Source organism: Paraburkholderia sp. BR10923 (assembly GCF_040948765.1).
GTDB lineage: Bacteria > Pseudomonadota > Gammaproteobacteria > Burkholderiales > Burkholderiaceae > Paraburkholderia > Paraburkholderia youngii.
On the sequence record NZ_JBFPKO010000009.1, the window covers coordinates 241,209 to 265,037 of the forward strand.

The 23,829-nt window shown below is 66.5% G+C and carries 25 protein-coding genes; 16 read left to right on the forward strand and 9 right to left on the reverse strand.

Features of this window, described 5'->3' with window-relative positions; translation table 11 throughout:
• Positions 1-30: 30 nt before the first annotated feature.
• The 3 genes from AB3X94_RS19430 to AB3X94_RS19440 all read right to left on the reverse strand — a co-directional run bounded on the left by AB3X94_RS19430 (position 31) and on the right by AB3X94_RS19440 (position 2,497).
• Complete coding sequence (locus AB3X94_RS19430; protein WP_176107487.1) at positions 31-459, reverse strand: ribulose bisphosphate carboxylase small subunit; 429 nt, start codon at positions 457-459, stop codon at positions 31-33.
• A 117-nt stretch (positions 460-576) separates the two neighbouring features.
• Positions 577-2,076: a form I ribulose bisphosphate carboxylase large subunit gene (locus AB3X94_RS19435; protein ID WP_176107485.1), complete on the reverse strand. Its 1,500-nt coding sequence runs from the start codon at positions 2,074-2,076 to the stop codon at positions 577-579.
• Positions 2,077-2,224: 148 nt separating this feature from the next.
• Positions 2,225-2,497: a hypothetical protein gene (locus AB3X94_RS19440; RefSeq protein WP_176107483.1), complete on the reverse strand. Its 273-nt coding sequence runs from the start codon at positions 2,495-2,497 to the stop codon at positions 2,225-2,227.
• A gap of 79 nt (positions 2,498-2,576) precedes the next feature.
• On the opposite strand from AB3X94_RS19440, the gene pqqA reads away from it, so the two are divergent.
• From pqqA to AB3X94_RS19455, 3 genes are all read left to right on the forward strand, one after another.
• Positions 2,577-2,651 carry a pyrroloquinoline quinone precursor peptide PqqA gene (pqqA, locus tag AB3X94_RS19445; RefSeq protein ID WP_113062024.1) on the forward strand — a complete coding sequence of 25 codons (75 nt, stop codon included), beginning with the start codon at positions 2,577-2,579 and terminating at the stop codon, positions 2,649-2,651.
• A 105-nt stretch (positions 2,652-2,756) separates the two neighbouring features.
• Entirely contained in the window at positions 2,757-3,356 is a 600-nt protein-coding gene (locus AB3X94_RS19450; RefSeq protein ID WP_176379705.1) for a DUF447 domain-containing protein, read from the forward strand.
• Between the two features lie 41 nt (positions 3,357-3,397).
• The gene (locus AB3X94_RS19455; RefSeq protein ID WP_368612394.1) at positions 3,398-4,141 is read left to right on the forward strand and encodes a (5-formylfuran-3-yl)methyl phosphate synthase; all 744 of its coding nucleotides are present in this window, start codon (positions 3,398-3,400) and stop codon (positions 4,139-4,141) included.
• Between the two features lie 7 nt (positions 4,142-4,148).
• Here AB3X94_RS19455 and AB3X94_RS19460 read toward each other — a convergent pair whose 3' ends face one another.
• The 3 genes from AB3X94_RS19460 to AB3X94_RS19470 form a co-directional block, all read right to left on the reverse strand.
• On the reverse strand, positions 4,149-4,739 hold the full coding sequence (locus AB3X94_RS19460; protein ID WP_368612395.1) for an aspartate kinase: 591 nt from the start codon (positions 4,737-4,739) through the stop codon (positions 4,149-4,151).
• Positions 4,740-4,901: 162 nt separating this feature from the next.
• On the reverse strand, positions 4,902-6,011 hold the full coding sequence (locus AB3X94_RS19465; protein WP_368612396.1) for a hydantoinase/oxoprolinase family protein: 1,110 nt from the start codon (positions 6,009-6,011) through the stop codon (positions 4,902-4,904).
• Positions 6,008-7,051, reverse strand: coding sequence for an ATP-grasp domain-containing protein (locus AB3X94_RS19470; protein WP_368612397.1), 1,044 nt, complete (start codon positions 7,049-7,051; stop codon positions 6,008-6,010). The genes AB3X94_RS19465 and AB3X94_RS19470 overlap by 4 nt, the downstream gene beginning before the upstream one ends.
• 16 nt (positions 7,052-7,067) lie before the next feature.
• Between AB3X94_RS19470 and AB3X94_RS19475 the strand changes: the two genes are divergently transcribed.
• The 12 genes from AB3X94_RS19475 (at position 7,068) to AB3X94_RS19530 (ending at position 18,622) form a co-directional block, all read left to right on the forward strand.
• Entirely contained in the window at positions 7,068-7,817 is a 750-nt protein-coding gene (locus AB3X94_RS19475) for a HisA/HisF-related TIM barrel protein (protein ID WP_368612398.1), read from the forward strand.
• A 295-nt stretch (positions 7,818-8,112) separates the two neighbouring features.
• Entirely contained in the window at positions 8,113-9,492 is a 1,380-nt protein-coding gene (locus AB3X94_RS19480) for a formylmethanofuran dehydrogenase (protein WP_368612399.1), read from the forward strand.
• A complete protein-coding gene (locus tag AB3X94_RS19485; RefSeq protein WP_368612400.1) occupies positions 9,489-11,183 on the forward strand; it encodes a formylmethanofuran dehydrogenase subunit A in 1,695 nt (564 codons plus the stop codon). Before AB3X94_RS19480 ends, AB3X94_RS19485 begins: the two co-directional genes overlap by 4 nt.
• A 10-nt stretch (positions 11,184-11,193) precedes the next feature.
• The gene (gene fhcD, locus AB3X94_RS19490; protein WP_368612401.1) at positions 11,194-12,165 is read left to right on the forward strand and encodes a formylmethanofuran--tetrahydromethanopterin N-formyltransferase; all 972 of its coding nucleotides are present in this window, start codon (positions 11,194-11,196) and stop codon (positions 12,163-12,165) included.
• Positions 12,162-12,998 (forward strand): formylmethanofuran dehydrogenase subunit C, encoded by an 837-nt coding sequence (locus AB3X94_RS19495; RefSeq protein WP_176107459.1) that lies wholly within the window; start codon positions 12,162-12,164, stop codon positions 12,996-12,998. Before fhcD ends, AB3X94_RS19495 begins: the two co-directional genes overlap by 4 nt.
• A gap of 7 nt (positions 12,999-13,005) precedes the next feature.
• Positions 13,006-13,662: a cytochrome b gene (locus AB3X94_RS19500; protein ID WP_368612402.1), complete on the forward strand. Its 657-nt coding sequence runs from the start codon at positions 13,006-13,008 to the stop codon at positions 13,660-13,662.
• Positions 13,659-14,699: an alpha/beta fold hydrolase gene (locus tag AB3X94_RS19505; protein WP_368612403.1), complete on the forward strand. Its 1,041-nt coding sequence runs from the start codon at positions 13,659-13,661 to the stop codon at positions 14,697-14,699. The genes AB3X94_RS19500 and AB3X94_RS19505 overlap by 4 nt, the downstream gene beginning before the upstream one ends.
• Positions 14,696-15,610, forward strand: coding sequence for a pyrroloquinoline quinone biosynthesis protein PqqB (pqqB, locus tag AB3X94_RS19510; RefSeq protein WP_368599030.1), 915 nt, complete (start codon positions 14,696-14,698; stop codon positions 15,608-15,610). The genes AB3X94_RS19505 and pqqB overlap by 4 nt, the downstream gene beginning before the upstream one ends.
• Before the next feature lie 76 nt (positions 15,611-15,686).
• Positions 15,687-16,445 carry a pyrroloquinoline-quinone synthase PqqC gene (gene pqqC / locus AB3X94_RS19515; protein ID WP_368589481.1) on the forward strand — a complete coding sequence of 253 codons (759 nt, stop codon included), beginning with the start codon at positions 15,687-15,689 and terminating at the stop codon, positions 16,443-16,445.
• Positions 16,442-16,720, forward strand: coding sequence for a pyrroloquinoline quinone biosynthesis peptide chaperone PqqD (gene pqqD / locus AB3X94_RS19520; protein ID WP_176107454.1), 279 nt, complete (start codon positions 16,442-16,444; stop codon positions 16,718-16,720). Before pqqC ends, pqqD begins: the two co-directional genes overlap by 4 nt.
• Positions 16,721-16,724: 4 nt before the next feature.
• On the forward strand, positions 16,725-17,963 hold the full coding sequence (gene pqqE, locus AB3X94_RS19525; RefSeq protein WP_368612404.1) for a pyrroloquinoline quinone biosynthesis protein PqqE: 1,239 nt from the start codon (positions 16,725-16,727) through the stop codon (positions 17,961-17,963).
• Positions 17,960-18,622 carry a response regulator transcription factor gene (locus AB3X94_RS19530; RefSeq protein ID WP_013091038.1) on the forward strand — a complete coding sequence of 221 codons (663 nt, stop codon included), beginning with the start codon at positions 17,960-17,962 and terminating at the stop codon, positions 18,620-18,622. Before pqqE ends, AB3X94_RS19530 begins: the two co-directional genes overlap by 4 nt.
• Here AB3X94_RS19530 and AB3X94_RS19535 read toward each other — a convergent pair.
• Entirely contained in the window at positions 18,592-19,590 is a 999-nt protein-coding gene (locus AB3X94_RS19535; protein WP_368612405.1) for a histidine kinase, read from the reverse strand. The two genes, AB3X94_RS19530 and AB3X94_RS19535, sit on opposite strands and share 31 nt — an antisense overlap.
• Positions 19,591-19,769: 179 nt before the next feature.
• Between AB3X94_RS19535 and AB3X94_RS19540 the strand changes: the two genes are divergently transcribed.
• Complete coding sequence (locus AB3X94_RS19540) at positions 19,770-22,157, forward strand: TonB-dependent receptor (protein WP_176107450.1); 2,388 nt, start codon at positions 19,770-19,772, stop codon at positions 22,155-22,157.
• A gap of 203 nt (positions 22,158-22,360) precedes the next feature.
• Here AB3X94_RS19540 and AB3X94_RS19545 read toward each other — a convergent pair whose 3' ends face one another.
• On the reverse strand, positions 22,361-22,570 hold the full coding sequence (locus AB3X94_RS19545) for a lysozyme inhibitor LprI family protein (protein ID WP_368612406.1): 210 nt from the start codon (positions 22,568-22,570) through the stop codon (positions 22,361-22,363).
• Between the two features lie 83 nt (positions 22,571-22,653).
• Positions 22,654-23,781 (reverse strand): beta-propeller fold lactonase family protein, encoded by a 1,128-nt coding sequence (locus AB3X94_RS19550; RefSeq protein ID WP_368612407.1) that lies wholly within the window; start codon positions 23,779-23,781, stop codon positions 22,654-22,656.
• Positions 23,782-23,829: the final 48 nt, after the last annotated feature.

Genomic DNA, 23,829 nt, shown 5'->3' on the forward strand with positions numbered 1-23,829 from the left:
TGTCTTGCACCCTCGTGCTCGATCAGCGGCTCAGCCCGTTGAGCCGTAGCGCTCGCCCGCCGGCCGGTCGGTCGCATAGCCCGTCATGCTGTAGCGCTGCGTGCGCCCCTGCGCGTCCTGGCGCGACAGACGGAAGCCCGGCTCCACGTCCGGCCGGTTGACGATGAACGACAGGCGCATCGTCTCGAAGGTACGCTCGGAATCGAAGGCGTTGACCTTGATGTAGTGCTGCGGCCGCGCCTCGCGACAGGCCCGGACCTCCTGCAAGACGCCTGCCGCGTCGTGCAGGTCGAACATCGGCAGGCCCCACATTTCCCAGTACGTGTTGCGCGGATGCGGGTCGTCGGTGAATTCGACCGAACAGGCCCAGCCCTGGCGCAGCGCGTAGTCGATTTGCAGGCCGATTTCCTCGTCGGTCAGCTCGGGCAGAAAAGAAAACGTTCCTTGAGTAATACGCATGACGAACCTCGTTGATGGATGTCGCGTTCAGAACGGCGTCAACGGTGCCCCGCGCGGTGCCGTAGCACCACGTTGCGGATGCGCTCGTGAAGCGCTGGCGGGTAAAGCTCGGCTCTCTTAAGCCGCAGTCGGCGTAGCGGCGAAATCGGGCGTATCGGTCGACGCGTAGTTGAAAGTGACGTCGCGCCACGTATCGAGCGCCTGCTTGAGCGGCGTGCACCAGCGCGCGGCGGCTTCGAGCACGTCGGGCCCTTCGCGCAGAATGTCGCGGCCCTCGTTGCGGGCCTTGACCATCGCTTCGAGCGCGACGCGGTTCGCAGTCGCACCGGCCTGGATGCCGGCCGGATGGCCGATCGTGCCGCCGCCGAACTGCAGGATCGCGTCGTCGCCGAACAGGTCGAGCAGTTGATGCATCTGCCCCGCGTGAATCCCGCCCGAGGCGACCGGCATCACCTTGCGCAAGCCGGCCCACGGTTGATCGAAGAAGAGGCCGCGCGACAGGTCCACCGCGTTGTGCGCGTCGCGGCACACGTTGTAGTAGCCCTGCACCGACAGTGGATCGCCTTCGAGCTTGCCGACCGCGGTGCCCGCATGCGCATGATCGACGCCCGCCATGCGCAGCCATTTGGCGATCACGCGAAACGAGATGCCGTGATTGCGTTGCCGCGTGTAGGTGCTGTGCCCCGCGCGATGCAAATGCAGGATCATGTCGTGCTTGCGGGCCCAGCGCGACATCGACTGGATCGCGGTCCAGCCGATCACCAGATCGATCATCACGATGCACGAGCCAAGCTCCTTCGCGAATTCGGCGCGCTCGTACATGTCCTCCATCGTGCCGGCCGTCACGTTCAGGTAGTGCCCTTTGACCTCGCCGGTTTCCGCCTGCGCGCGGTTCACCGCCTCCATCGAAAACAGGAAGCGGTCGCGCCAATGCATGAACGCCTGCGAGTTGATGTTCTCGTCGTCCTTCAGGAAATCGAGGCCGCCGCGCAGGCCCTCGTAGACCACCCGCCCATAGTTCTTGCCCGACAGCCCGAGCTTCGGCTTGACCGTGGCGCCGAGCAGCGGGCGTCCATACTTGTCGAGCCGTTCACGCTCGACGACGATGCCGGTCGGCGGTCCCTGAAACGTCTTCAGATACGCGACGGGGATGCGCATGTCTTCGAGCCGCAACGCCTTCAGCGGCTTGAAGCCGAACACGTTGCCGATGATCGACGCGGTCAGGTTCGCGACCGAGCCCTCTTCGAACAGATCGAGTTCATACGCGATGTACGCGAAGTACTGCGGCTCGTCGGCGCGCGACACCGGCACCGGTTCGACGCGATACGCCTTCGCGCGATACATGTCGCAGGCGGTCAGGCGGTCGGTCCACACCACCGTCCACGTCGCGGTCGACGATTCTCCGGCCACCGCGGCCGCCGCTTCCTCGGGTTCGACACCGGGTTGCGGCGTGATGCGAAAGAGCGCGATCACGTCGGTCTCTTTCGGTTCGTAGTCCGGTTGCCAGTAACCCATCTCGCGGTATTTCATCACGCCTGCCGCGTACCGCTCGCGCGGATTGTGCGGATCGCGCGCTTGATGTCCGGGCTGGATCGGCGGTTGACTGAAATCGTTCATGACGTGTCCTCGAAGGTGGCAAGCGCACTGCCGGAAGAACGAAGCGCTTGAGTTGCACTGTAGGCACGGACACGCTCAAGGGGAATTCACGATTTTATTTGGCAGACTTAATGGATCGATTATCGCTATCACATCGTTAGTTTCTTTTTCACGCCATGAAACGGCAATGGGAGCAGAATCGGCTAGTGTGGGAGACGGGCACGGGTGACAGCGCAATCGGATTGGCGAATCGCGATGGAACACTTTGCTTCGTTTCCGCCACACCGCGCGGACGCTTGCGTCTGGCAAGCCGCGCGAGCGCCAGGGCGTGGCGCAATTCGCCGAGCGCTGTATTAGCCCTCGAATGCGCGCCCGCCTGGCCGGCCGGCACACGCACGGGCATGGAGATTGCGTGATGCCGGCTGCCGTCGAGATCGGGCATGAAAATTCGCCGGGCCGGCGGCTCAGAGTAGTTCGAACCGCAGTTCCAACCGCAGTTTCAACCGAAGGAGGAAGCACGTATGCAATGGACGACTCCGAGCTACACCGACGTACGCCTCGGTTTTGAAATCGTGATGTATGTCGCTACGCGTTAAGCCCGCAACCGGGCCGCACGCCGCGGCCCCTTTGCGGTTCCCGTTTGTGTTTGACCTCTGCTGACGGCCGGCCTTCCGGCGCTGTCGGGACAAACGTTCCCAACCATGATCCACGAAACGATCGTCACCACGGCAGCGTGCGATGGCCGTCCTCATATCGCGCCGATGGGCGCGCGCTACGAGGGTGAGCGCATCATCCTTGCGCCTTTCCGACCGTCGGTTACGCTCGACAACATCGTCGCGACGCGCGCGGCCGTGCTGAATTTCACGACCGACGTGCGCATCTTCGCGGGCTGCGTCACGCACTGCGCGACCGATTGGCCGACCGTGGCCGCAAGCCGTGTCGCGAGCGTGCGGCTGGCCGAATCGCTGGCCCACGCCGAACTCGAACTCGACGAACTGCAAGACGACAAAGAGCGCCCGGTACTGGTGATGAAATGCGTGCACCGCGAAAACCACGCGCCGTTCGCGGGCTTCAATCGCGCGCAGTCGGCGGTCGTGGAAGGCGCGATTCTGGTAAGCCGGCTTTTCATGCTGCCGGCCGACAAGGTCGATCGCGAAATGGCCTATCTGCAGATCGCGATCGACAAAACCGCCGGCGACAACGAGCGCACCGCATGGGGCTGGCTCGTCGCCGCGGTCGCGCGATACCGCGCGAATCTGGAAGTGGCGGCCAATCACGCCGCCGCTTCCGCCCATCATTAGGGTCTGTTAGACCCTCAACCCGTTTGCCGCGGAGAATCCCGATGACCGCATTGCTTGCGAGCGTCCGCTCGGATGAGGAAGCATTCGATGCCGCACGCGCCGGCGCCGAGCTGATCGACCTGAAAGAACCGAACGATGGCGCGCTCGGCGGCCTGTCGGTCGGCGCCATTACGAACATCGCGCGACAGCTGCGGGCGCGCTATCCGGTCAAGCCGATCAGCGCGGCGATCGGCGACGTGCCGGCGGATGCGTTCGACGAGATCGCCACGCGCGTGATCGACGTCAGCGACGCCGGCGTCGACTATGTGAAGGTCGGGGTCGCGCGCGGACCAGCCGCGCGCCGCTGCATCGAGCAGCTCGCGAATCTGCCGGCCACTGTCGTGCCGGTGCTGCTGTGCGACGGCGGCATGGACGACGACCTCGTCAGCCACACCGCGGCGCTCGGCTTTGCCGGCCTGATGTTCGATACCGCGAGCAAGGACGGCGGCACGCTGTTCGATCACGTCGATGTCGACTCGCTCGCACGCTGGTTGCGGCTCGCGCGTCAGCGCGGCGCGATGGTGGGCATCGCCGGTGCGCTCGGCTGGGCGCAACTGCCGCAGATCCGCGCGCTGGCGCCCGACGTGGCCGGTTTTCGCACCGCGCTGTGCGCCGACGGGCGCCGCTCGCGGCTCGATCCCGAGCGCGTCGCGCAATGGGCGAGCGCGTTGCATCGGCCGGCTGGCGAAATCCGCGTCGATGGCGGTGCGCCGCTGCCGGGCTCGACGAGCGCGACGCGGCTATAGCCACCGCTCACATCACCGGAATGTTCAGCAAACGGTCGCGCATCAGCGCGACGTTGCTTTTGTCGAGCAGTTCGACCACATAGTTCGCATCCGTCACGTAGTCGACGAACTTGCGGTCGACTACGCCCGACGCGGCCAGCATTTCGAGTGGATCGTCGGCGGCGATCGGACAGGATTTGACGACGATCAGCCGCTCGGCGTTGAGCATCGTCGAAAGCCAGGCGGCAAGGCTGTCGGAGGTCGTGTCCCAGTTGCTCATCGCGTCGGGCGTGTCGCGCATCAGCGCGGTCGGCACCCACACGGCGACGTGGCCGTCGCGCAACGTGCGGCGAATCTTCGCCTCGCTCGACGCGATCACCAGTTCGGGCGACACACCTTGCATCAGCAGCGCGTATTGCGTCATCGCGAGCAGACACATGTTGTGCGCGGCCAGATCGTCGAAGTTCCATTCGCCCTGGTACTGGCGCACCTTGTCCGCGAAATCGCCGCCGCCGGGCACGATCACCACCCGTCCGCCGCCGACTTCGCATAGCTCGCTGAGCCAGTGGCCCAGTGCCGGGTCGTGACTCAGGCTGCCTCCGATCTTGACCACCCACATGACTGTTGTCCTCGCGTCCAGTTGAGTGCCCGGCTGGGTCGCGTCGTTTCGCAACCTCGTTCATCACCGAACTTGTCCCGCTCGCCCAATCGTCCCCACTGTCCCTCTTTGCGCTACTCGTGCGCTGGCGCCCCGTCTTCGGGCGGCGCCGCGCCGGTCAACTCATGCCGCTCGCGCTGCCACGCCACGCGCGCTTCGCCGCTCCGCTCCCGGTTCGCGCGCCGCCAGCAGCGCGACCGCCACGCTCGGCGCGCAGGTCGCCGCCCACGCCGCGCTGGCATCGGGCACGCCCGCCAACGCGCCGAAGTCGATATAGCCGCGCGCTTCGTCGCGCGCCAAGGCGGCGACGAGGAAGCGGCCGCAGCCCGCGCCCACCAGCGGCGCGGCCGCGAGCGACGGCTGCGCGGCGACCACGCGCATCAGGTTTGCGCCGATTTCGCGCACCTGCAGCGCCCGCCAGCGCCGCGCAAACTGCAGCCATTCGAGGTCCGACGCGTCGTGCGCGTCGTGCCCGATCATGCGCGCGAGCCGCGCGCGGCTCGCCGCCTGTGTCTTCGGTCCCTGGTCGGCGCTCGGCTGCACGTCGTGCAGCGGGTCCAGTTCGCCCGTCAGCCGGTAGACGTCGGCGGTGGTCGCAAACCATTCGTTCATCACGTTCAGCGTGGCGCCGCCGAAATCGATCCGATGCGCGACGCCGCACAACGGTGTGCGCACGACGCCGTGATACACGAGTTCGCCGCTCGCGAGCCGGCCCGCATCGGTCGCGCCACGCGCGACGACCCGGCCGTCGACGATCGGAATGATGTCGGTAGTGGTGCTGCCGATGTCGATCAGCAGCGCGTTCGCCATGCAGGTAGCGACCCAGCTGGCGGTCGCGAGCCAGTTCGCCGACGCGACCTGGCGCCAGCCGGCCGGGCAGTCGTCGGCAGAGAGCCAGCCGGCGTCGCCGGCGTAGAAACGCAGTGACGAACCGAGCCGCTGCGCGAGCGCGGCCACGATCGCGCGCACGCCTTCGGCGCGGTCCGCGAACAGGTCGACCATCTCGCCGGTCATCGTCACCGCATGCTGCGCGGCGTCCGTGCGGGCCTGCGGCCAGCGCTCGAAGACGAGGTCGATCGTGCGTTGCAGATGGTCGAGCCCCTGCCACAGCGGACACGGCCATTGCACGACGTCGCGCACGGCGTCGCTGCCGTCGATGAGCGACACCTTCACGTGCGCACCGCCGACGTCCCAGCCGAACCGCACCGCCGGGTTCGAACGGGCGGGGCTCAAGGACGCACCTCGAATGTGAGCGGATTGGCGCGCGCCGCGCCGCAGCGCTCGAGCCGCACGCCATGCGCGGCCAGCAGCGCGCGCGTCAGGCCGCTGCCGCGCACCGCCGACAGCCCCGCATAAGCGACCGTCAGACGCGGATTCACCTCGATCACGACCGGCCCACGTTGCGGATGCCACACGACATCGATGCCGACGAAGCCGCGCAAACCCGGGATGGCCCGCGCGACGCGATGCGCGAGCGTGTCGAGCGCGCGGCCCATGTCGCTGTGCTGGTCGATCTGATCGACCAGCACGCCGTCGAACTCGACGATCCGCGCAACCTCGCCCGGCGCGTCGCCGCCGCTCAGCCCGATCTGCTGACGGTTGATGCTGAGCAGCTTGGTCGCGTCGCCGCGGCAGATCAGCGACAGGCTCAACGGCTCGCCGTCGACCCACGCCTGCAGCACCGGATTGCGCGCCGCGGCCGCGCGCGCCTCGTACTCGGCGCAGGCATCGGCGAAGCGCTCGTAGACGATCGTGTCGAGGCCGCCCGCGCCGTCATCCGGTTTGACGACCCAGCGGCCGCCGTGCTGCGCGGCTGGGTCGCCGGGTTCGAGCGCCGGCGTCGTCGCAATGCCATGCGCGGCAAGACATGCCGCGGTCGCGCTCTTGCTCGACGCGACGCGGATCGCTTCCTTCGCGCAGCCGAGCCACCGGGCGGTGCCGACCGCATCGTGAAAGCGCAGCAGCAGGCCGTCGCATTCCGGCGCGACGACCCACGCGTAGTCGTGCTCGCGCGCGACGCGCGCGACGAACGCCGTCATCGATTCGCCGGGCGCGGCCATACAATGAGCGTCGCCCGGCGCTGGTGTTTCGAAGCGCGAGGTCGCGAACGTGATCTGCACGCCGTCCAGTTCACGCAGAGCAGCGACCAGCGCGTCGCGCATCACGCGTCCTTCGACGATCAGCGCGCTTAAATCGGCGAGACTGCCTGTGCCGGCGAGCGCGGGGTCGATGCCGCCGCCGGTGAGATACTCATAAACAAAGATCTTGGTCAAAGGAAAGCGCCCCTCTATGCAGGTGATACCTGTTCTCGATCTGCTCGACGGCCAGGTCGTCCGCGCGGTACGCGGCGAGCGGAGCGCCTATCGGCCCATCCAGTCCCGCCTCGTCGCGACGAGCGACCCACTTGCTACCGCCCGCGCGCTACTCGAAGCCAGCGGCGCGCGCACGCTCTATATCGCCGATCTCGGCGCCATCCTGCAGCGCGGCGCGCATGCTTCGACGCTCGCCGCGTTGCGAGCCGCGCTGCCCGGCATCGAACTGTGGCTCGACGCGGGCTTCGCGGACTACGCATCCATGCGCGCGCTGTTCGAGCGCATCGACGCTGCTGTTGATCAACCCAACCGCCCTGCTGCCCATTCCAGCCTCGCGACCGTCGTGCCGGTCTTCGGCTCGGAAACGCTTCGCGAAATCCATGCCGTGCACGCGGCGCAGCGCGCCGGTCTCGCGCCGATCCTGTCGCTCGATCATCGCGCCGGCGAACTGCTCGCCGCGACCGCGCTCGATTGCTCGTCGGCATGGTGGCCGTCGCGCGTGATCGCGATGACGCTCGACCAGGTCGGCAGCTACGCCGGCCCCGACCTCGCGACATTCGAGCGCCTGCGCGCGCAAGCCGCCGCGCACACCACGCTGATCGGCGCGGGCGGCATCCGCAATCAGGCCGATCTGGCCGCCGCGGCGGCCACCGGCGCAAGCGCCTGGCTGGTGGCGTCCGCGCTGCATGATCGGCAGATCGACTCCGCGCCTTCCGATTCAGCGTAGGCCTTCCATACAAATTCCATGCCACGCGTTCTGACAGCGCTGTCTGTAAACGCAACACAAGCCGGACAGTTTGCGTGTGACACTCTGCTCCAGAACGGCACACATTTTGTATGGCGCAGCGGGCCCTTGAACCCGCGCGCCGACGCACGATCGGGCACGCTTGCCGCCGGTACTTCGCGCAGGTCGATCCGCTGAATGCAAAGCGGCATGACCGTAAGCGCGGCCCGCTTCGGCGCGGCGCTCGCCCGCCGATGCGTCGTCCAAAGATCGGCATGGAGCTTGCTAAACCTGGCCCATGCATAGTCCCGCCATCGATCCATCGCTCCCTAGCCCGAGCGCAACGCGCGCCGCGACGCTCACACGCGACTGGATCTGTCCGTTCTGCCCATTGCTATGCGACGACCTGGTCGCCGCTTTCCACGACGACGGCACGCTCGAAGTACCGGACACCGAATGTTCGCGGCTCGCTCACGCACTCGCGCAGTACGGCGCGGCGGATGCGCAATGCAGATGCGTGGTCGATGGCAACGAAGTCGACATGGATACCGCGCTGGCGAGCGCCGCACAGTTGCTCACGAACGCGCGCCGCCCACTGTTCGGCGGCCTCGCCACCGACGTCCCCGGCACCCGCGCGCTGTATCCGCTTGCCGCCTCCTGCGGCGCGATCCTCGATCATCTGCACGGCGATGCGCTGACGCCCGCGACGCTCGCGTTGCAGGATCGCGGCGCGTTCTTCACGACGCTCTCCGAAGTGCGCGCGCGCGCCGACCTGCTGGTGTTCTTCGGCTGTCAGCCGTCGCTGCGCTACCCGCGCTTCTTCACGCGCGCGCTGGCGGGCACCGAGCTCGCGCGCGAACTGGTCTTCGTCGGCTGCGAAGCGGACCCGGCGGCGGCCGGCTTCGCGCAAACGCGTATCGACTCGCTGCTGCGCGACGCCGATCCCTATGACACGCTTGCGCTGTGGTCGGCGCTCGCCGAAGGACGCGATGCGGCCGCGCTAAGTCACGGCAATCGCAACCACGCCAACGTGGCAACCGCGCTCGCGTCACTGCACGCACGCATCGCCAGCGCGCGTTACACGGTGGTCGTCTATGAACCGGCCGCACTGCCCGCGCCGCACGCGGCGCTGCTGATCGAAGCGCTGAACCGGATCGTGAAGGCCGTGAATCGCACGACGCGCGCGGCATGTGTCGCACTCGGCGGTGACGATGGCGCGTTGACGGTCAATCAGACCGTCACGTGGCTGTCAGGCTTGCCGCTGCGCACGCGCGTGTCGATGCCGGCGCGCGTCACCGGCGCGGCGCCGCTCGATCATGATCCGTACCGCTATCGGACGGCGCGGCTGCTCGCCGAACGCGAGGTCGATGCGCTGCTGTGGATCGCGGGCTTCGCGCCGCACGCGTGGCCCGCGTCGCTCGATCCCGCGCTTGCGCTGATCGTGCTCGGTCATCCGGCGCTCGCGGCTGCCGCCAGCGCACGCGGCGCGAACACCGTGTTCGTGCCGGTCGCGACACCGGGCATCGATAGCGGCGGGCATCTGTTTCGCGTCGACGGTACCGTCGTGATGCCGCTCACCGCCGCGCGTGGGGTGGCGCTGGAAACGGTGGCGTCGATTGCCGCGCAGTTGAACGAACGAGTGAGCGGCCGACTGAATCCGCGCGAGGATCAGCCATGACTCTCGTTCGGCTCAAGGGCGGCACGCTGTTCGACCCGATCAACAACGTCAACGGCGAGCGGCGCGATCTGACGTTTCGCGACGGCCGCATCGTCGATGTTCCCTCCACCATGCCTGTCGATCGTGAATACGACGCGACCGGGATGATCGTGATGGCGGGCGGCATCGATCTGCATTCGCATATCGGCGGCGGCAAGACCAATCTGTCGCGCCTGCTGCTGCCCGAGGACCATCGCGCCGACGCGCTGGGCGAGGCCGCCTACGAAGCCACGCGCGACGACAACGGCCGCTATCTGCGTCTGCCTTCGTGCGGCGTCTGCGCGCCGGGCACGCTCGCGACCGGCTACCGCTACGCCGAAATGGGCTACACGGCCGCGTTCGAACCGGCGATGATGCCGTCGAACGCGCGCCACACGCACCTCGAAATGGGCGACACGCCGATCATCGATCACGGCGCGTACGTGATGCTCGGCAACGACGAACTGTTCCTGCAAATGCTCGCCGCACGCGACGACTTCGAACGTCTGCGCGACTACGTCGGCTGGACCATCGACGCGAGCAAGGCGCTCGGCGTCAAGGTGGTGAACCCCGGCGGCATCTCCGCGTTCAAGTTCAACCAGCGCTCGCTCAACGTCGACGAACCGCACGCGCACTACGGCATCACGCCACGCGACGTGCTGCGCACGCTGACGCGCGCGCTGACCGAACTGCGCGTGCCGCATCCGCTGCACGTGCATACGAGCAACCTCGGCGTGCCCGGCAACCTCGCATCGACGATCGCGACGATGGACGCCGCCGACGGCCTGCCGATCCATCTGACGCATATCCAGTTTCACAGCTATGGCACCGAGGGTACACGCAAGTTTTCGTCGGGCGCACGGCAGATTGCCGAGGCCGTGAACGCGCGGCCGAACGTGTCGATCGACGTCGGGCAGATCATCTTCGGACAGACCGTCACGGCCTCCGGTGACACGATGATGCAGTTCCGCAACGCGCCGCTCGCGCGGCCGCAGAAGTGGGTGGTCGGCGATATCGAGTGCGACGCGGGTTGCGGGGTGGTGCCGTTCCGCTATCGCGAACAGAGCTACGTGAACGCGCTGCAATGGATCATCGGCCTCGAAATCTTCCTGCTCGTCGACGACCCGTGGCGCGTCGCGATGACCACCGATCATCCGAACGGCGGACCGTTCACGAGCTATCCGCATTTGATCCGCCTGCTGATGGATAAAGCGTTTCGCGATGAGCAGCTGGCGAAGCTGCATCCCGAAGCGCAGGTCGCCAGCGCGCTGCCGGAACTCGAGCGCGAATTCTCGCTGTACGAGATCGCGATCATCACGCGCGCCGGTCCCGCGCGGCTGCTCGGTCTGCGCGATCGCGGCCATCTCGGCGCGGGCGCGGCGGCGGATATCGCCGTCTATCGCGACGAGCCGGACCGCGAGCGGATGTTCACGTCGCCCGCCTATGTGTTCAAGGACGGCGAACTGGTCGCGCGCGACGGCACACTGATCGCGACGCCGACCGGCGGCATCCATTTCGTCGCGCCCGAGTTCGATCGCGGTATCGAGAAAACGCTGCGCGCGTATAGCGACGCGAATCTCGCGAGCAACTTCGCGCACGCCGCGATCAGCGACGACGAAGCCTGCCGCTGCTGCCGCGGCGGGCGGCTGTTGCCCGTCGAATGTCTAACCTGACGCGGCCACGATGAACGCTCCCGCCCCGCTCGAAATCAACGGCACCGCGATCGACGCGACCTTCGCCGAAGCCTTCCCGATGAAGGCGACGCGGCTCGTGATCACCGCGTACACGCCAACGTGGGCGATGCACGCGGCGAACTCGCTGTCGGGCTTCGCGACCTCGGTGATCGGCTGCGGCTGCGAGGCGGGCATCGAGCGCATGCTCGCGCCCGAGGCAACGCCCGACGGCCGTCCCGGCGTGGCGGTGCTGCTGTTCGCGGTGTCGACGAAGGAACTGGCGAAGCAGATCGGGCGGCGTGTCGGCCAGTGCGTGCTCACCTGTCCGAGCACCGCCGTCTACAGCGGCATCGATCCGGCCACGAGCCGCGCGCCGCTATCGGACCCGGCGCCGCTCGGCAGCGGGCTGCGCTTTTTCGGCGACGGCTGGCAGATCGCCAAGATGATCGACACGGGGAACGGCCCCACCCGTTACTGGCGCGTGCCGGTGATGGACGGCGAGTTCGTCTGCGAAGACACGGCGGCGACGGTCAAGGCCGTCGGCGGCGGCAACCTGCTGCTGCTCGCGCGCGACCAGGGCGCGGCGCTCGCCGCCGCCGAAGCCGCGGTCGAAGCGATGCGCCGGCTGCCGAACGTGATCATGCCGTTTCCCGGCGGCATCGTGCGGTCGGGCTCGAAGATCGGCTCGAAGTACGCGGGCGCGACCGCATCGACCAACGACGCGTTCTGTCCGAGCCTGATCGGCCTCGCATCGCGCAGCGAGTTAAGCGCGGACGTGGGCTGCGTGCTGGAGATCGTCATCGACGGTCTGACCGACGCCGACGTCGGCGCGGCGATGACGGCCGGTATCGGCGCGGCGACCGGACTCGGGCGCGCGGCCGGCGTGCTGCGCATTTCGGCGGGCAACTACGGCGGCAAGCTCGGGCCGTACCACTTTCATCTGCACGAGCTGGCGGCGGGACTCAACGGGGGACGCGCATGAGCACGACCACGTTGCGCGTGAAAACACCGCCCGGCTTTCGCGTCGATGCGGCCGCACTGTCACCGGCGGCGCTGGCGAGCATGAGCGTGGCCGAGATCGAGCGCAGCGTGCTGCCGGCCGGCAACGAGCGCTGCGTGGTCGGCGACGTATTCGAGGTTTCGCGCGATGACGCGCCCGCATCCGGCGACGACCTGGCCACGCTGCTGATCGACGGCGCCGCGCGGTGGCTCGACCGGCTCGGCGCGCAGATGGACGGGGGACGGCTCGTCGCGCGCGGCCCGGTCGGCGACTACAGCGGCTTCAGGATGAGCGGCGGCTTGCTTGAAATCGACGGCGACGCGGGGCACTTCACCGGTTGCGAAATGCGCGGCGGACGCGTGACGGTGCGCGGCGACAGCGGCGACTTCGCCGCCGGCGCGCTGACGGGCGAGATGGAAGGCATGAGCGGCGGCACGCTGACGATCCACGGCAACGCGGGCGCTCGGCTCGCCGACCGGATGCGGCGCGGCCTCGTGCTGGTCGGCGGCAACGCGGGCGACTTCGCGGCGTCGCGGCTGGTGGCGGGGACCGTCGGCGTGGCGGGGCAACTGGGCGCACACTATGCGTATGCGATGAGGCGCGGCACGCTGCTGCTCGCGCAACGACCCGAGGGTTTGCCGCCCCCGACGTTCACCGGCGGCGGGCACGGTTTCGACGTATTCTGGTCATTGCTCATACGCAGCCTCGCGGCCGAAATCGCGCCGTTTTCGCAGTGGCGCGCGGACCGTCTGCCGGTTCGTTTCACGGGCGACCTCGCGGTCGACGGCCGCGGCGAAATACTGATCGCCGGCTAAGGCAGCTATGTCGCCCAGGACTGAAACGCTATTCGGCAAAAAAGAAACGTCCCGCCACGATGTTGCATGGAGACAGGGCATGACGACAGCGGATTCTCGAAACGCGAAGCCTGATATCAACGTCAACGCAACTGCCAGCGCCGGCGCCCCGCGCTATGCCGGGCTGCTGATCGCGCTGCACTGGCTGATCGCGCTCGGCATCATCGGTCTGCTCGCGCTCGGCCTCTATATGGTCGGATTGCCGAAGGGCTTGCCTGTCAAAGCGACGCTGATCAATCTGCACAAGTCGCTCGGACTGACGGTTTTCCTGCTGGTGCTTTTGCGCATCGTCGCGCGGGTGGTCCTTCACCGGCCTGCCCTGCCGCCGATGCCACCGTGGCAACGCGCCGCCGCGCGCACTACGCAGGGTCTTTTATACGTCTGTATGGTGGCGATGCCGCTCGCCGGGTATCTCGGCTCGTCGTTCAACCGCTACGGCACGCGCTTCTGGGGCATCCTGCTGCCGAAGTGGGGCTGGGACGACGCGCATCTGCGCGAGCTGTTCTTCGGCCTTCATCATGCGATCGGCTATGCGCTGATTGCGCTGATCGTGCTGCACGTGGCGGGCGCGTTCAAGCATCAGTGGATCGATCGCGACAACCTGCTCGCGAGGATGCTGCCATGACGATGCGAAGCTCGTCGCGCCCCACGCAGGCAGCCGCGGCGCTCGAAGTGCATACGCTGCGCACGCGCGATGGCCATCGCGTGTGGTATGCGCTCGCCGGCGCGCGCGACGGCGTGCCGGTCGCGGTGCTGCACGGCGGCCCCGGCAGCGGCAGTCAGCCCGGTGTGCTGCGGCTCTTCGATCTGCGGCGTTTTCGCGTCGTGCTGATCGACCAGCGCGGCACTGGTGCGTCGATGCCGCACGGCAGCGTGCGTCACAACCGCACCGACTATCTGATCGCCGATCTGGAAGCGATTCGCGTGCGGCTCGGCTTCGCGCGCTGGGGCGTGCTCGGCGGATCGTGGGGCGCGGCGCTCGCGCTCGCGTATGCGGGACAGTGTCCGCAGTCGGTCACGGGCGTCGTGCTGCGCGGCCTGTTTCTAACATCCGCGCGCGAAGTGCGCGGTTTGTTCATCGCGTCGCGCAAGCGCGCGCCGCGTGCGTGGTCGAGACTGCGTGCCGCTGCCCGCTGCGACGAGCCCGCAACGCTGGCCGCGCGATGCGGCTCCGGCTTGCAATACGGCGCGCGCGAAGCGCGGCAACGTGCGGTCGCGCTGGCCTGGCGCGGTTATGAAAACGCGGTGCTGGCGAGTGCATCGCCGCGAGGCGCCGCGGCACAACAACGCGGGGCCCAGCGAAACGCACACGATTGCGAACGCCATGCCGCTCGCAAGTTGATCGGCAAATACCGGATTCAGGCGCACTACCTCGCGCATCGCTGCTGGCTCGGCGAAACGCGTTTGCTGTCGCTCGCGCGGCAGGCGGCCACGGCCGGCGTATCGATCGCGGCCGTGCATGGCTCGCGCGATCCGGTGTGTCCGCACGGCAATCTGCGGCGTCTGTCCCGCGCGGTTCCTTCCGCGCGTGTCGAGTCCGTGAGCGCGGCGGGCCATTTGACGAGCGACCCCGCACTGCATGCACGCGTCGCGAGCGCGCTCGCCGCGATGTTCATTCCCACCATCGACGAGGAGCGCAGCAGCATGCGTCACGCGGCATGAAGATCAAGGTACTCGGCTCGTCGGCGGGCGGCGGTTTTCCGCAGTGGAACTGCAATTGCCGCAATTGTGACGGCGTGCGTCGCGGCACGGTGAAGGCGACGCGCCGCACGCAGTCGTCGATCGCGGTCAGCGCGAACGGCGAGGACTGGCTGCTCGTCAATGCGTCGCCCGATCTGCTCGCGCAGATCGCCGCGCATCCCGAGCTTCAGCCGGCGCGGCGCGCGCGCGACAGCGGCATTGCCGCGGTACTCGTGATCGACGCGCAGATCGACCACGTGACCGGCCTTCTGATGCTGCGCGAACGCGACACACCGCTGCCGCTGTACGCGACCGATGCGGTCTGGCAAGACCTGCGCTCCGGCTTTCCGGTCGCGCCGATCCTGTCGCACTACTGTGGTGTCGAGCATCGCCGCATCGCGCTAGACGGCGCGCCGCTCGCCGTCGACGCATTGCCTGGCATCCGCATCGACGCGCTGCCGCTATCGAGCAAGGCGCCGCCGTACTCGCCGCATCGCGAGGCGCCCGAGCGCGGCGACAACCTCGGGCTCGTGCTGACGAACCTGCAATCGGGCCAGCGCGTGTTCTACGCGCCGGGCCTTGGCGCGATCGAGCCGCACGTGCTCGCGGCGATGCGCGAGGCCGATCTGCTGCTCGTCGACGGCACGCTGTGGACCGGCGACGAAATGATCCGCCTCGGCCTGTCGAAGAAGACCTCGGCGGATATGGGCCATCTGCCGCAGAGCGGCGCGGGCGGCATGATCGAAACGCTCGATTCGCTCGGCGCGAAACGCAAAGTGCTGATCCATATCAACAACACGAATCCGATCCTGATCGAAGACGGCCCCGAGCGGCGCATGCTAGGCGAGCATGGAATCGAGGTCGCGTACGACGGAATGAGCTTCGAGCTTTGAAGTGCGCAGTAAAGAGTGCGAAGAGATGAGGTAGCCAGGCGCGGCTGTGAACGACGATAAAACGGAGACGGACGGCATGAACGCGAAAGACATTCAGGACACGATACCGACACGCGATGCAAGTGCGGCGGGAACCCAGCTCATCGACCGGCCCGCCTGGAGCCGTGAGGAATTCGAAGCGCAGTTGCGCGCGAAGGGCACCGCCTACCACATCCACCATCCGTTCAACGTGAAGATGAATAGCGGCGGCTGCTCGCGCGAGCAGATTCGCGGCTGGGTTGCGAACCGCTTCTACTATCAGATCAACATTCCGCTCAAGGATGCGGCCGTGCTGTCGAACTGTCCGGACCGCGCGACGCGCCGCCGCTGGGTGCTGCGCATTCTCGATCACGACGGCTACGAAGGCGCGGAAGGCGGCATCGAAACCTGGGCGCGTCTTGCGGACGCGGTCGGCCTCACGCGCGACGAATTGTGGTCGCTCGAACACGTGACGCCGGGCGTGCGCTTCGCCGTCGATGCCTATGTGAATTTCGCGCGCCGTGCGCCGTGGCAGGAAGCGGTGTGCTCGTCGCTGACCGAGATGTTCGCGCCGCAGGTGCATCGCGACCGGCTCGCGAGCTGGCCCGAGCACTATCCGTGGATCGAGCCCGAGGGCCTCGCGTACTTCCGCTCGCGCATTTCGCTCGCGCAGCGCGACGTGCAGCACGGACTCGAAGTCACGCTCGCGCATTTCACGCGACGCGATCAGCAGGAACGCGCGCTCGAAATCCTGCAGTTCAAGCTCGACATTCTGTGGACCATGCTCGACTCGATCGAGAAGGCGTTTCCGCAATGAACGACACCACACGCGCCGACCCCGCCACGCCGCTCACGATCGCGAAGCCGTTCCGCCTGCAATGGGAGCCTGCGCAGAACGCGCACGTGCTGCTCTACCCGGAAGGCATGGTGAAACTCAATCAAAGCGCGGGAGAAATCCTCAAGCGCTGTGACGGCACACGCGACATCGATACGCTGATCGCCGAGCTCGAACAGGCGTTCAACGCGACCGGCATCGGCAACGAGGTGCGGGCTTTCATCGCCGACGCGCATGGGCGCGGCTGGCTGGAGTAGTGCGATGACCGATCTTTCTCAACCAGGCTCTCAACCCGGCGGGCAACCGCAAAGCAGCGCGGCCGCCGCGGTGCCGCCGCCGCTGTGGCTGCTCGCGGAGCTGACCTATCGCTGTCCGCTGCATTGCGCGTTCTGCTACAACCCGCTCGACTACACCGATCACAACCGCGAACTGACCACCGGCCAATGGCTCGACGTGCTGCGCGAGGCGCGCGCGCTCGGCGCGGTGCAACTCGGCTTCTCGGGCGGCGAGCCGCTGGTGCGCGACGACGTCGAAGTGCTGGTCGAAGAAGCGCACAGGCTCGGCTTCTACACGAACCTGATCACGTCGGGCGTCGGTCTCACCGATCAGCGCCTCGGCGACCTGAAGGCGGCCGGGCTCGATCACATCCAGTTGTCGTTCCAGGACTCGACGCAGCAGTTGAATGATTTCCTGAGCAGCACGCGCACGTTCGAGCTGAAACAGCGCGTCGCCGCCGCGCTCAAACGGCACGGCTTTCCGATGGTGATGAACTGCGTGCTGCATCGCTACAACCTGCCGCACGTCGACAAGATCATCGACATGGCGCTGGCTCTCGGCGCCGAATATCTGGAGCTGGCGAACACGCAGTACTACGGCTGGGCGCGCGAGAACCAGGCGCAACTGATGCCGACGCGCGAGCAGCTCGAAGAAGCCGAAGCGGTAGTCGCGCGCTATCGCCAAACGCACGGCGAGCGCTGCAAGATCTTCTTCGTCGTGCCCGACTACTTCGAGCGCCGCCCGAAGCGCTGCATGAACGGCTGGGGCGCGGTGTTCCTCGGCGTCGCGCCCGACGGCGCCGCGCTGCCGTGTCACGCGGCGCGCGGCCTGCCTGGCCTCACGCTGCCGAACGTGAAGGAGATGCCGTTGCGCGAGATCTGGTACGACAGCGACGCATTCAACCGCTTTCGCGGCGTGAAGTGGATGAAGGAGCCGTGCCGCAGCTGCGACGAAAAGGAGCACGACCTCGGCGGCTGCCGCTGCCAGGCCTTCCTGCTGACCGGCGACCCCGCCAACGCCGACCCCGTCTGCGACAAATCGCCGTTTCACGAAACCGTGGTCAAGATCGTGCGGAACGCGGCATCGGAACACGAGGCGACAGCAGCAGCACGCGAACAGCCGATCCTGTTCCGCAACGACGCCAACTCGCGCAAGCTCGCGGCGGCTGCCCGCGAGCCGGACGCCCACGGCGATAACCGAGCATCACCGGGAGCCCAATCATGAGTGCCGACACCATCTCGGTTCTGCTCGTCGACGACCATGCGGTTGTGCGCGAAGGCTACCGGCGTCTGCTCGAATTGAACGACGACGTCGAGGTGTGCGGGGAAGCGGCCGACGCCGCGCAGGCCTACCAGCGTTTTTGCGCGTTGCGGCCCGATGTGGTCGTGATGGACGTGTCGCTGCCGGGCGCGAGCGGCATCGAAGCGATGCGGCGCATGCTCGCGCGCGAGCCCGATGCGCGCGTGCTGATCTTCAGCGTGCACGAGGAATCGATCTTCGTGCGCCGCGCGCTCGACGCAGGCGCGCTCGGCTACGTGACCAAGGCGAGCGCGCCCGACGTGCTGGTCGAAGCGGTGCGCTCGATCGCCCGACGCGCCGGCTATCTGAGCCCGGACATTTCGCAGGCGCTCGCGCTGCGCACCGCGTTCAACGAAGGGCCGCCGGGGCGTCAGTTGTCCGCGCGCGAGTTCGAAGTGCTGCGGCTGCTCGTGCAGGGCTACACGCTGCCGAGCATCGCCGAAAAGCTCGGCTTGAGTCAAAAGACGGTGGCCAACCATCAATCGGTGATCCGGCAGAAGTTCGGCGCCGACAACGGCGTGCAGCTCGCGCAGATGGCAAGCCGCCTCGGACTTCAGTTCACGGGCTCGGCCAGCCCCGCTTGAGCGGATACGCGCGCGCAGAACAGAAAACCGCGCTGCGGCTCGCTCGCGACGTGAAACTCGCCGCCGAGCGCCTCGACGCGCTCGCGCATGCCGATCAGCCCGAGCCCGCTGCGCGGCTTCGTCAGATCGGTGCCGGGGCCGTCGTCGGCCATCGTGACGACAATCTCGTCGATCTGCGTGCCGTTGTCTTCGCGCGGCGCGCGCACCATGAACAGTTCGACGCGCGAGCGGCGCGCGAACTTCGACACGTTCGTCAGTCCTTCCTGCACGAGCCGGTACAGCGTGATCGTCAACGCATCGCTGAGGCCGCTGAAATCGCCTTCGATCGTCACCGAGAATGACGCCTCGGGCAAACGCTCGCGCCAGCCGTCGACGCAATGTTCGAGCGCGGTCGGCAAGCCGAATTCGTCGAGACCGATCGGCCGCAGGCGGCGGATCATGCCGCCGATCTCCCGGTACACATGCGTCGCGCTTTGTATCAGCCCGAGCGCGATGCGATGAATCTCCGGCTCGCGCTCGCCCGATAGATCGCGGATGCGCGCCGCGTCGAGCGACATCGCGTTAAGGTATTGACCCAGCTCGTCGTGCAGCTCGCGCGCCATATGGCGGCGCTCGAGTTCCTGCGCCTGCAGCGCCTGACTGGCGAGGCGCCGGTTGTCGGCGAGCAGTCGTTCGGCCTGTTCCTCGAGCATGCGGCGACGGCGCGCTTCGCGGCGCGCATCGCTATAGCGTCGCCACGCGAACCATGCGAGCGCGATCGAAAGCACGAACAGCGTGCCCGGCAACTCGTCGAGCTGGAAGCGCTCCATGCCGCGCGTGAACCGGTAGATCTTCTCGCTCAGATCGAAGGCGGCGCCGAGCGCCGCCGCGAGCACGGTCACGGCGACGACCCAGCCGAGGTCGCGCCATATCGGTGACGATGGCGGTGGACGGCCAGCAGAGGAGGAATGGATCGGTTCGCTTGACATGACGCTTGCATTCTACTCAGCGCCGGCACGCGCAGCGGGTTTCGCGCGAGTTTGGGAACGCTTCCCCGGCAGATCGGGAAAAGCTCCCGCGCGGCTTACAGACGTGTATGCGAAGCTTTACACCAACGTCGAACAACGCGCGACACGCGCGCATAACAAGCCGGCAGGAGACAACAACGATGAGCATGCGATCTCAAGCACGCCGCAAACGCCGGCTTCAGCGGCGCGCCGGCATCACCTTCTGTGTGGGTGGCGCGCTCGCCGGTTTGTCCACGGGCGTATGGGCGCAGGGGCAAGCCGAGCCGCCGGTCGCGGCGTCGGCGTCGGCGCCGGCTTCGGCGTCTTCGGCGGCGCCTTCCAAGGCCGCCGACGACAACGCCACCAACAACACGACACCCACCACGACCCTCGCACCGATCGTCGTCGTAGGCACCACGCCATTGCTCGGCATCGGCACGCCGCTTACGCAAGTGCCGGCCAACGTGCAGACGGTCCATGCGGCCGATATTCAACGGCAGGGACGCCAGACGCTTACCGATTACCTCGCGGCGAATCTGCCTAGCGTCTCGATCTCCGACGCTCAGGGCAATCCGTATCAGATGAACCTGTTCTATCGCGGCTTCACTGCATCGCCGCTGCTGGGCACGCCGCAGGGCTTGTCGGTGTTCGTCGACGGCGTGCGCGTGAACGAGCCGTTCGGAGACGTCGTGAACTGGGACCTGATACCGCAACAGGCAATCGACACGATGCAGCTGATCCCCGGCTCCAATCCGACCTTCGGCTTCAACACGCTCGGCGGCGCGCTGGCGATCACGACGAAAAACGGCAAGGACAACCCGGTCGGCGAGGCCGAAATACAGGGCGGCTCGTGGGGACGCAAGGCCGCGCAGATCGAACAGGGCGGCACGATCGGCCAGAACCTCGATTACTACTTCACCGCCAACGCCGCGAACGACAACGGCTGGGCCGAGCAGAACGAGAGCCGCATCCGCCAGGCATTCGGCAAGCTGCGCTATACCGACGCCGACACCACGCTGTCGTTGTCGGCCGGTGGCGCGGACAACGATCTGCACGGCGTGCAAACTATTCCGCGCTCGTTCCTCAACAACCCGAAGCAACCGTACACGTATCCCGACCGGAATCAGAATAGCGTCGGCTACCTGACGCTGTCGGGCGATCATTACTTCAACGACAACGTCGAGCTGAGCGGCAACGCGTATTACCGACACTTTCGCAATGCCAATACCAGCAGTAACGTCAACGAAAACTTCGGCAAGATCGGGGACGACGGCGACGTCGATACGTTGCAGGCGACCAACGTGCAATCGACCGTGACGACCGACAGCTACGGCGCGAGCTTGCAACTGACGCTGCTCGGCAAGCTCGGCGGCATGAAGAACCAGTTCATCGCGGGCATGGCCGTCGATGCCGCCAATTCGCACTTCACGCAGTCGTCGCAGGACGCGATGTTCACCGATTCGCGCGCGACGGTCGGCATCGGCAATTTCGAACCGCAAACCAACGCGAACACGCACAACACGAACTACGGCATCTACCTGACGGACACACTGTCGCTGACGCCGCAGTGGTCGCTGACGCTGTCGGGCCGCTACAACTGGGCCGATGCGACGATCGGCGACGAATCCGGCACGCAGCCGCAGCTCAACGGCCACCATACGTTCTCGCGCTTCAATCCGGCGGTCGGCATCAACTGGAACCCGACGCCTGCCTTCACCGCCTATGCGACCTACAACGAGGGCATGCGCTCGCCGACCGCGATCGAACTGGCCTGCGCCGATCCGAACGCGCCATGTTCGCTGCCGAACGACTTCATCTCCGATCCGCCGTTGCAGCCGGTTATTTCGAAGACCTATGAAGTCGGGGCGCGCGGCAGGATCGGCGGCAACACGACATGGAGCGCCGCCGCTTACAGCACGACGCTCGACAACGACATCCAGTTCATCAGCAGTAACGGTGCGGGCAGTTCGCAGGGTTTTTTCCAGAACGTCGGGCGCACGCGCCGGCAAGGCGTCGAACTGGCAGGGCAGACGAAATATGGTCCGCTCACGGTGACCGGCAGCTATAGCTACGTCAACGCGACCTACCAGTCGACATGGGTCGAAAGCAGCCGCAGCAATTCGAGCGCCGACGCGAACGGCAACATCACCGTGCATCCCGGCGACCACATCCCGAGCATTCCGGCGACGACCGTCAAACTACGGCTCGATTACGCGGCCACCTCGAAATGGCGAATCGGCACGAACCTGACGTGGCGCGGCAGCATCTACGCGCAGGGCGACGAGAACAATCAGGACGTGAACGGCAAGATCTCCGGCTATCTGCTGATCGATATGGACACCTCGTATCAGGTGACGAAACAGTTGCAGGTGTTCGCATCGGTGTCGAACCTGCTCGATAAACGCTATGCGAGCTTCGGCGCGCTGGGGGCGAACTTCTTTACCGGGCCGGGGAATACGTTCAACGGCGCGAATCCGGTCAACGAGCAGTTCGTCGGGCCGGGGGCGCCGAGGGGGTTTTGGGTGGGGATGAGATATGGGTGGAAGTAGAGGTGGATTGCGTGGTGGGGTCGCAGTCGTGGTGGTTATGACGTTCACCCCGTTTTGATCGACAGAGGTCGCGTAGGAATTCGTTTTGCTGCTTGCGAATTGAATAATGGCAAAGCGCCCCAGTGACGTCGTGCTGGCAATGCCGCGTATGCCCACTGACAAAAATCTCGGCAAAACGCCGCCCACGCGGAGCATGTCAACGCTCAATCATCTGAGTTGGGTGTGGTCAAATCATCGAGCCGGTGTTTTGTGATTCCAGTCATGCAATCCCAAAAGTCTACAAATCGTAACGATGCCTGACCCACGGAATAAACGTTCGAATAGCAGTCGTTTTCTCTATAAAGCAGCCAGTTCGCCTGTGCCTTTTTGAAATACGGTAATGCTGCGGGTTGCCCCCTCGTACAGCGGTACAAGACAGGAAGTCAATACCAACTCAGCAACGCAAAGCCGACAGACCCCGAAAAGATCTGCAACAGCCTCTTCGCCAGCATCTCGCTCAATGCGATTCGATCGACCCATCGCTATGCGGATACGTGACGATGCCCCACGCGAGCGGCAGTTCACCGATCTGCTTGAGCGGCTGATAGCTCTTCGCGTCGAGCACGTACACCGCGTCGGAGCGCCCGCACGCGACCATCAGCTTCGAGCCGTCCGGCGTAAAGCTGAAATGCCAGCAGCGCTGGCCGACCGGCACATCGGCGACATGTTCGAAGGTGTGGCCGTCGAACACCTGCACGACCTTGTCGCGCGCAGCAGCCACGAAAAGCCGATGACCGTCCGGCCCGAACGCGACGCCATAGGGCCCAAGTTTGGTATCGACGGTCTTGACCACCTCGAACGTGTGCGCATCGATCACGACGAGCTTGCTGAGCGACTCCAGCGTGACCACATAGTGCTTGCCATCGGGCGACAGCCGGATGCCGCGCGGCCGGCCGCCCGCCGCGAGCTTCACGGTCCTGATCGGCGCGCCGGTTCGTGCGTGATAGATCGACACCGTATCGTCGCCTTCGTTGGTGACCAGCATCATCTGACCGTCGCGCGAGAATTCGATGCCTTCGGTTTCGTGGCCGCTCGTGACCGAGCGGATCACCTGCCAGCTCTTCATATCGATGATCGCGATTTCAGCGGGCGGCTTGTTCGCGTCGTCGTCGTCCGCGCCGGGCTTGCCGCCCGCGTTCGCTTCGGGCTTGTTGTCCCCTTTCGCGTCGGGTTTGCCTTCCGGTTTCGCTCCCGGCGGCCCGCCGTCCTCGCCGGGCTCGTAGGTCACGTACGCGTAGCCGTTGCGCACCCGCACATATTCAGGGTTTTTGCCGATCTTCACGCGCTTGACGACCTTGCCGGTGGCGGTGTCGATCACCGCGAGATCGTTGGTGTTCTTGTTGGCGACCAATAGACGCGTGCCGTCGGCGTTCAGGCTCAGGCCGCGCGGGCCGTCCGCGCCGACCGGAAAGGTCTGTGCAAGCGTCATCTGGTCGAGATCGATCACGCCGACGCCGGCCTTCTCGCTCGTCACGTAGGCAAGCGGCGCGGCCGTGGCATGCGCGGCGCTCGCGGCCAGCACGAGCGCGCAAGCCAGCGCGAGGGAACGGCGTGGCGGTCGGGGGGGAATCCGTGTCTCCAGCATCGTTGTACTCCGTGTTGATATGGCGGCGCCGCGATGGTTCGCGTCATC

Excerpts from the sequence above, each read along its gene's own strand:
- AB3X94_RS19430 (WP_176107487.1), bottom strand. The coding sequence starts at position 459 with ATGCGTATTACTCAAGGAACGTTTTCTTTTCTGCCCGAGCTGACCGAC.
- AB3X94_RS19435 (WP_176107485.1), bottom strand. The coding sequence starts at position 2,076 with ATGAACGATTTCAGTCAACCGCCGATCCAGCCCGGACATCAAGCGCGC.
- AB3X94_RS19440 (WP_176107483.1), bottom strand. The coding sequence starts at position 2,497 with ATGCCCGATCTCGACGGCAGCCGGCATCACGCAATCTCCATGCCCGTG.
- AB3X94_RS19450 (WP_176379705.1), top strand. The coding sequence starts at position 2,757 with ATGATCCACGAAACGATCGTCACCACGGCAGCGTGCGATGGCCGTCCT.
- AB3X94_RS19455 (WP_368612394.1), top strand. The coding sequence starts at position 3,398 with ATGACCGCATTGCTTGCGAGCGTCCGCTCGGATGAGGAAGCATTCGAT.
- AB3X94_RS19460 (WP_368612395.1), bottom strand. The coding sequence starts at position 4,739 with ATGTGGGTGGTCAAGATCGGAGGCAGCCTGAGTCACGACCCGGCACTG.
- AB3X94_RS19475 (WP_368612398.1), top strand. The coding sequence starts at position 7,068 with ATGCAGGTGATACCTGTTCTCGATCTGCTCGACGGCCAGGTCGTCCGC.
- AB3X94_RS19480 (WP_368612399.1), top strand. The coding sequence starts at position 8,113 with ATGCATAGTCCCGCCATCGATCCATCGCTCCCTAGCCCGAGCGCAACG.
- AB3X94_RS19485 (WP_368612400.1), top strand. The coding sequence starts at position 9,489 with ATGACTCTCGTTCGGCTCAAGGGCGGCACGCTGTTCGACCCGATCAAC.
- fhcD (WP_368612401.1), top strand. The coding sequence starts at position 11,194 with ATGAACGCTCCCGCCCCGCTCGAAATCAACGGCACCGCGATCGACGCG.
- AB3X94_RS19495 (WP_176107459.1), top strand. The coding sequence starts at position 12,162 with ATGAGCACGACCACGTTGCGCGTGAAAACACCGCCCGGCTTTCGCGTC.
- AB3X94_RS19500 (WP_368612402.1), top strand. The coding sequence starts at position 13,006 with ATGTCGCCCAGGACTGAAACGCTATTCGGCAAAAAAGAAACGTCCCGC.
- AB3X94_RS19505 (WP_368612403.1), top strand. The coding sequence starts at position 13,659 with ATGACGATGCGAAGCTCGTCGCGCCCCACGCAGGCAGCCGCGGCGCTC.
- pqqB (WP_368599030.1), top strand. The coding sequence starts at position 14,696 with ATGAAGATCAAGGTACTCGGCTCGTCGGCGGGCGGCGGTTTTCCGCAG.
- pqqC (WP_368589481.1), top strand. The coding sequence starts at position 15,687 with ATGAACGCGAAAGACATTCAGGACACGATACCGACACGCGATGCAAGT.
- pqqD (WP_176107454.1), top strand. The coding sequence starts at position 16,442 with ATGAACGACACCACACGCGCCGACCCCGCCACGCCGCTCACGATCGCG.
- pqqE (WP_368612404.1), top strand. The coding sequence starts at position 16,725 with ATGACCGATCTTTCTCAACCAGGCTCTCAACCCGGCGGGCAACCGCAA.
- AB3X94_RS19530 (WP_013091038.1), top strand. The coding sequence starts at position 17,960 with ATGAGTGCCGACACCATCTCGGTTCTGCTCGTCGACGACCATGCGGTT.
- AB3X94_RS19535 (WP_368612405.1), bottom strand. The coding sequence starts at position 19,590 with ATGTCAAGCGAACCGATCCATTCCTCCTCTGCTGGCCGTCCACCGCCA.
- AB3X94_RS19540 (WP_176107450.1), top strand. The coding sequence starts at position 19,770 with ATGAGCATGCGATCTCAAGCACGCCGCAAACGCCGGCTTCAGCGGCGC.
- AB3X94_RS19550 (WP_368612407.1), bottom strand. The coding sequence starts at position 23,781 with ATGCTGGAGACACGGATTCCCCCCCGACCGCCACGCCGTTCCCTCGCG.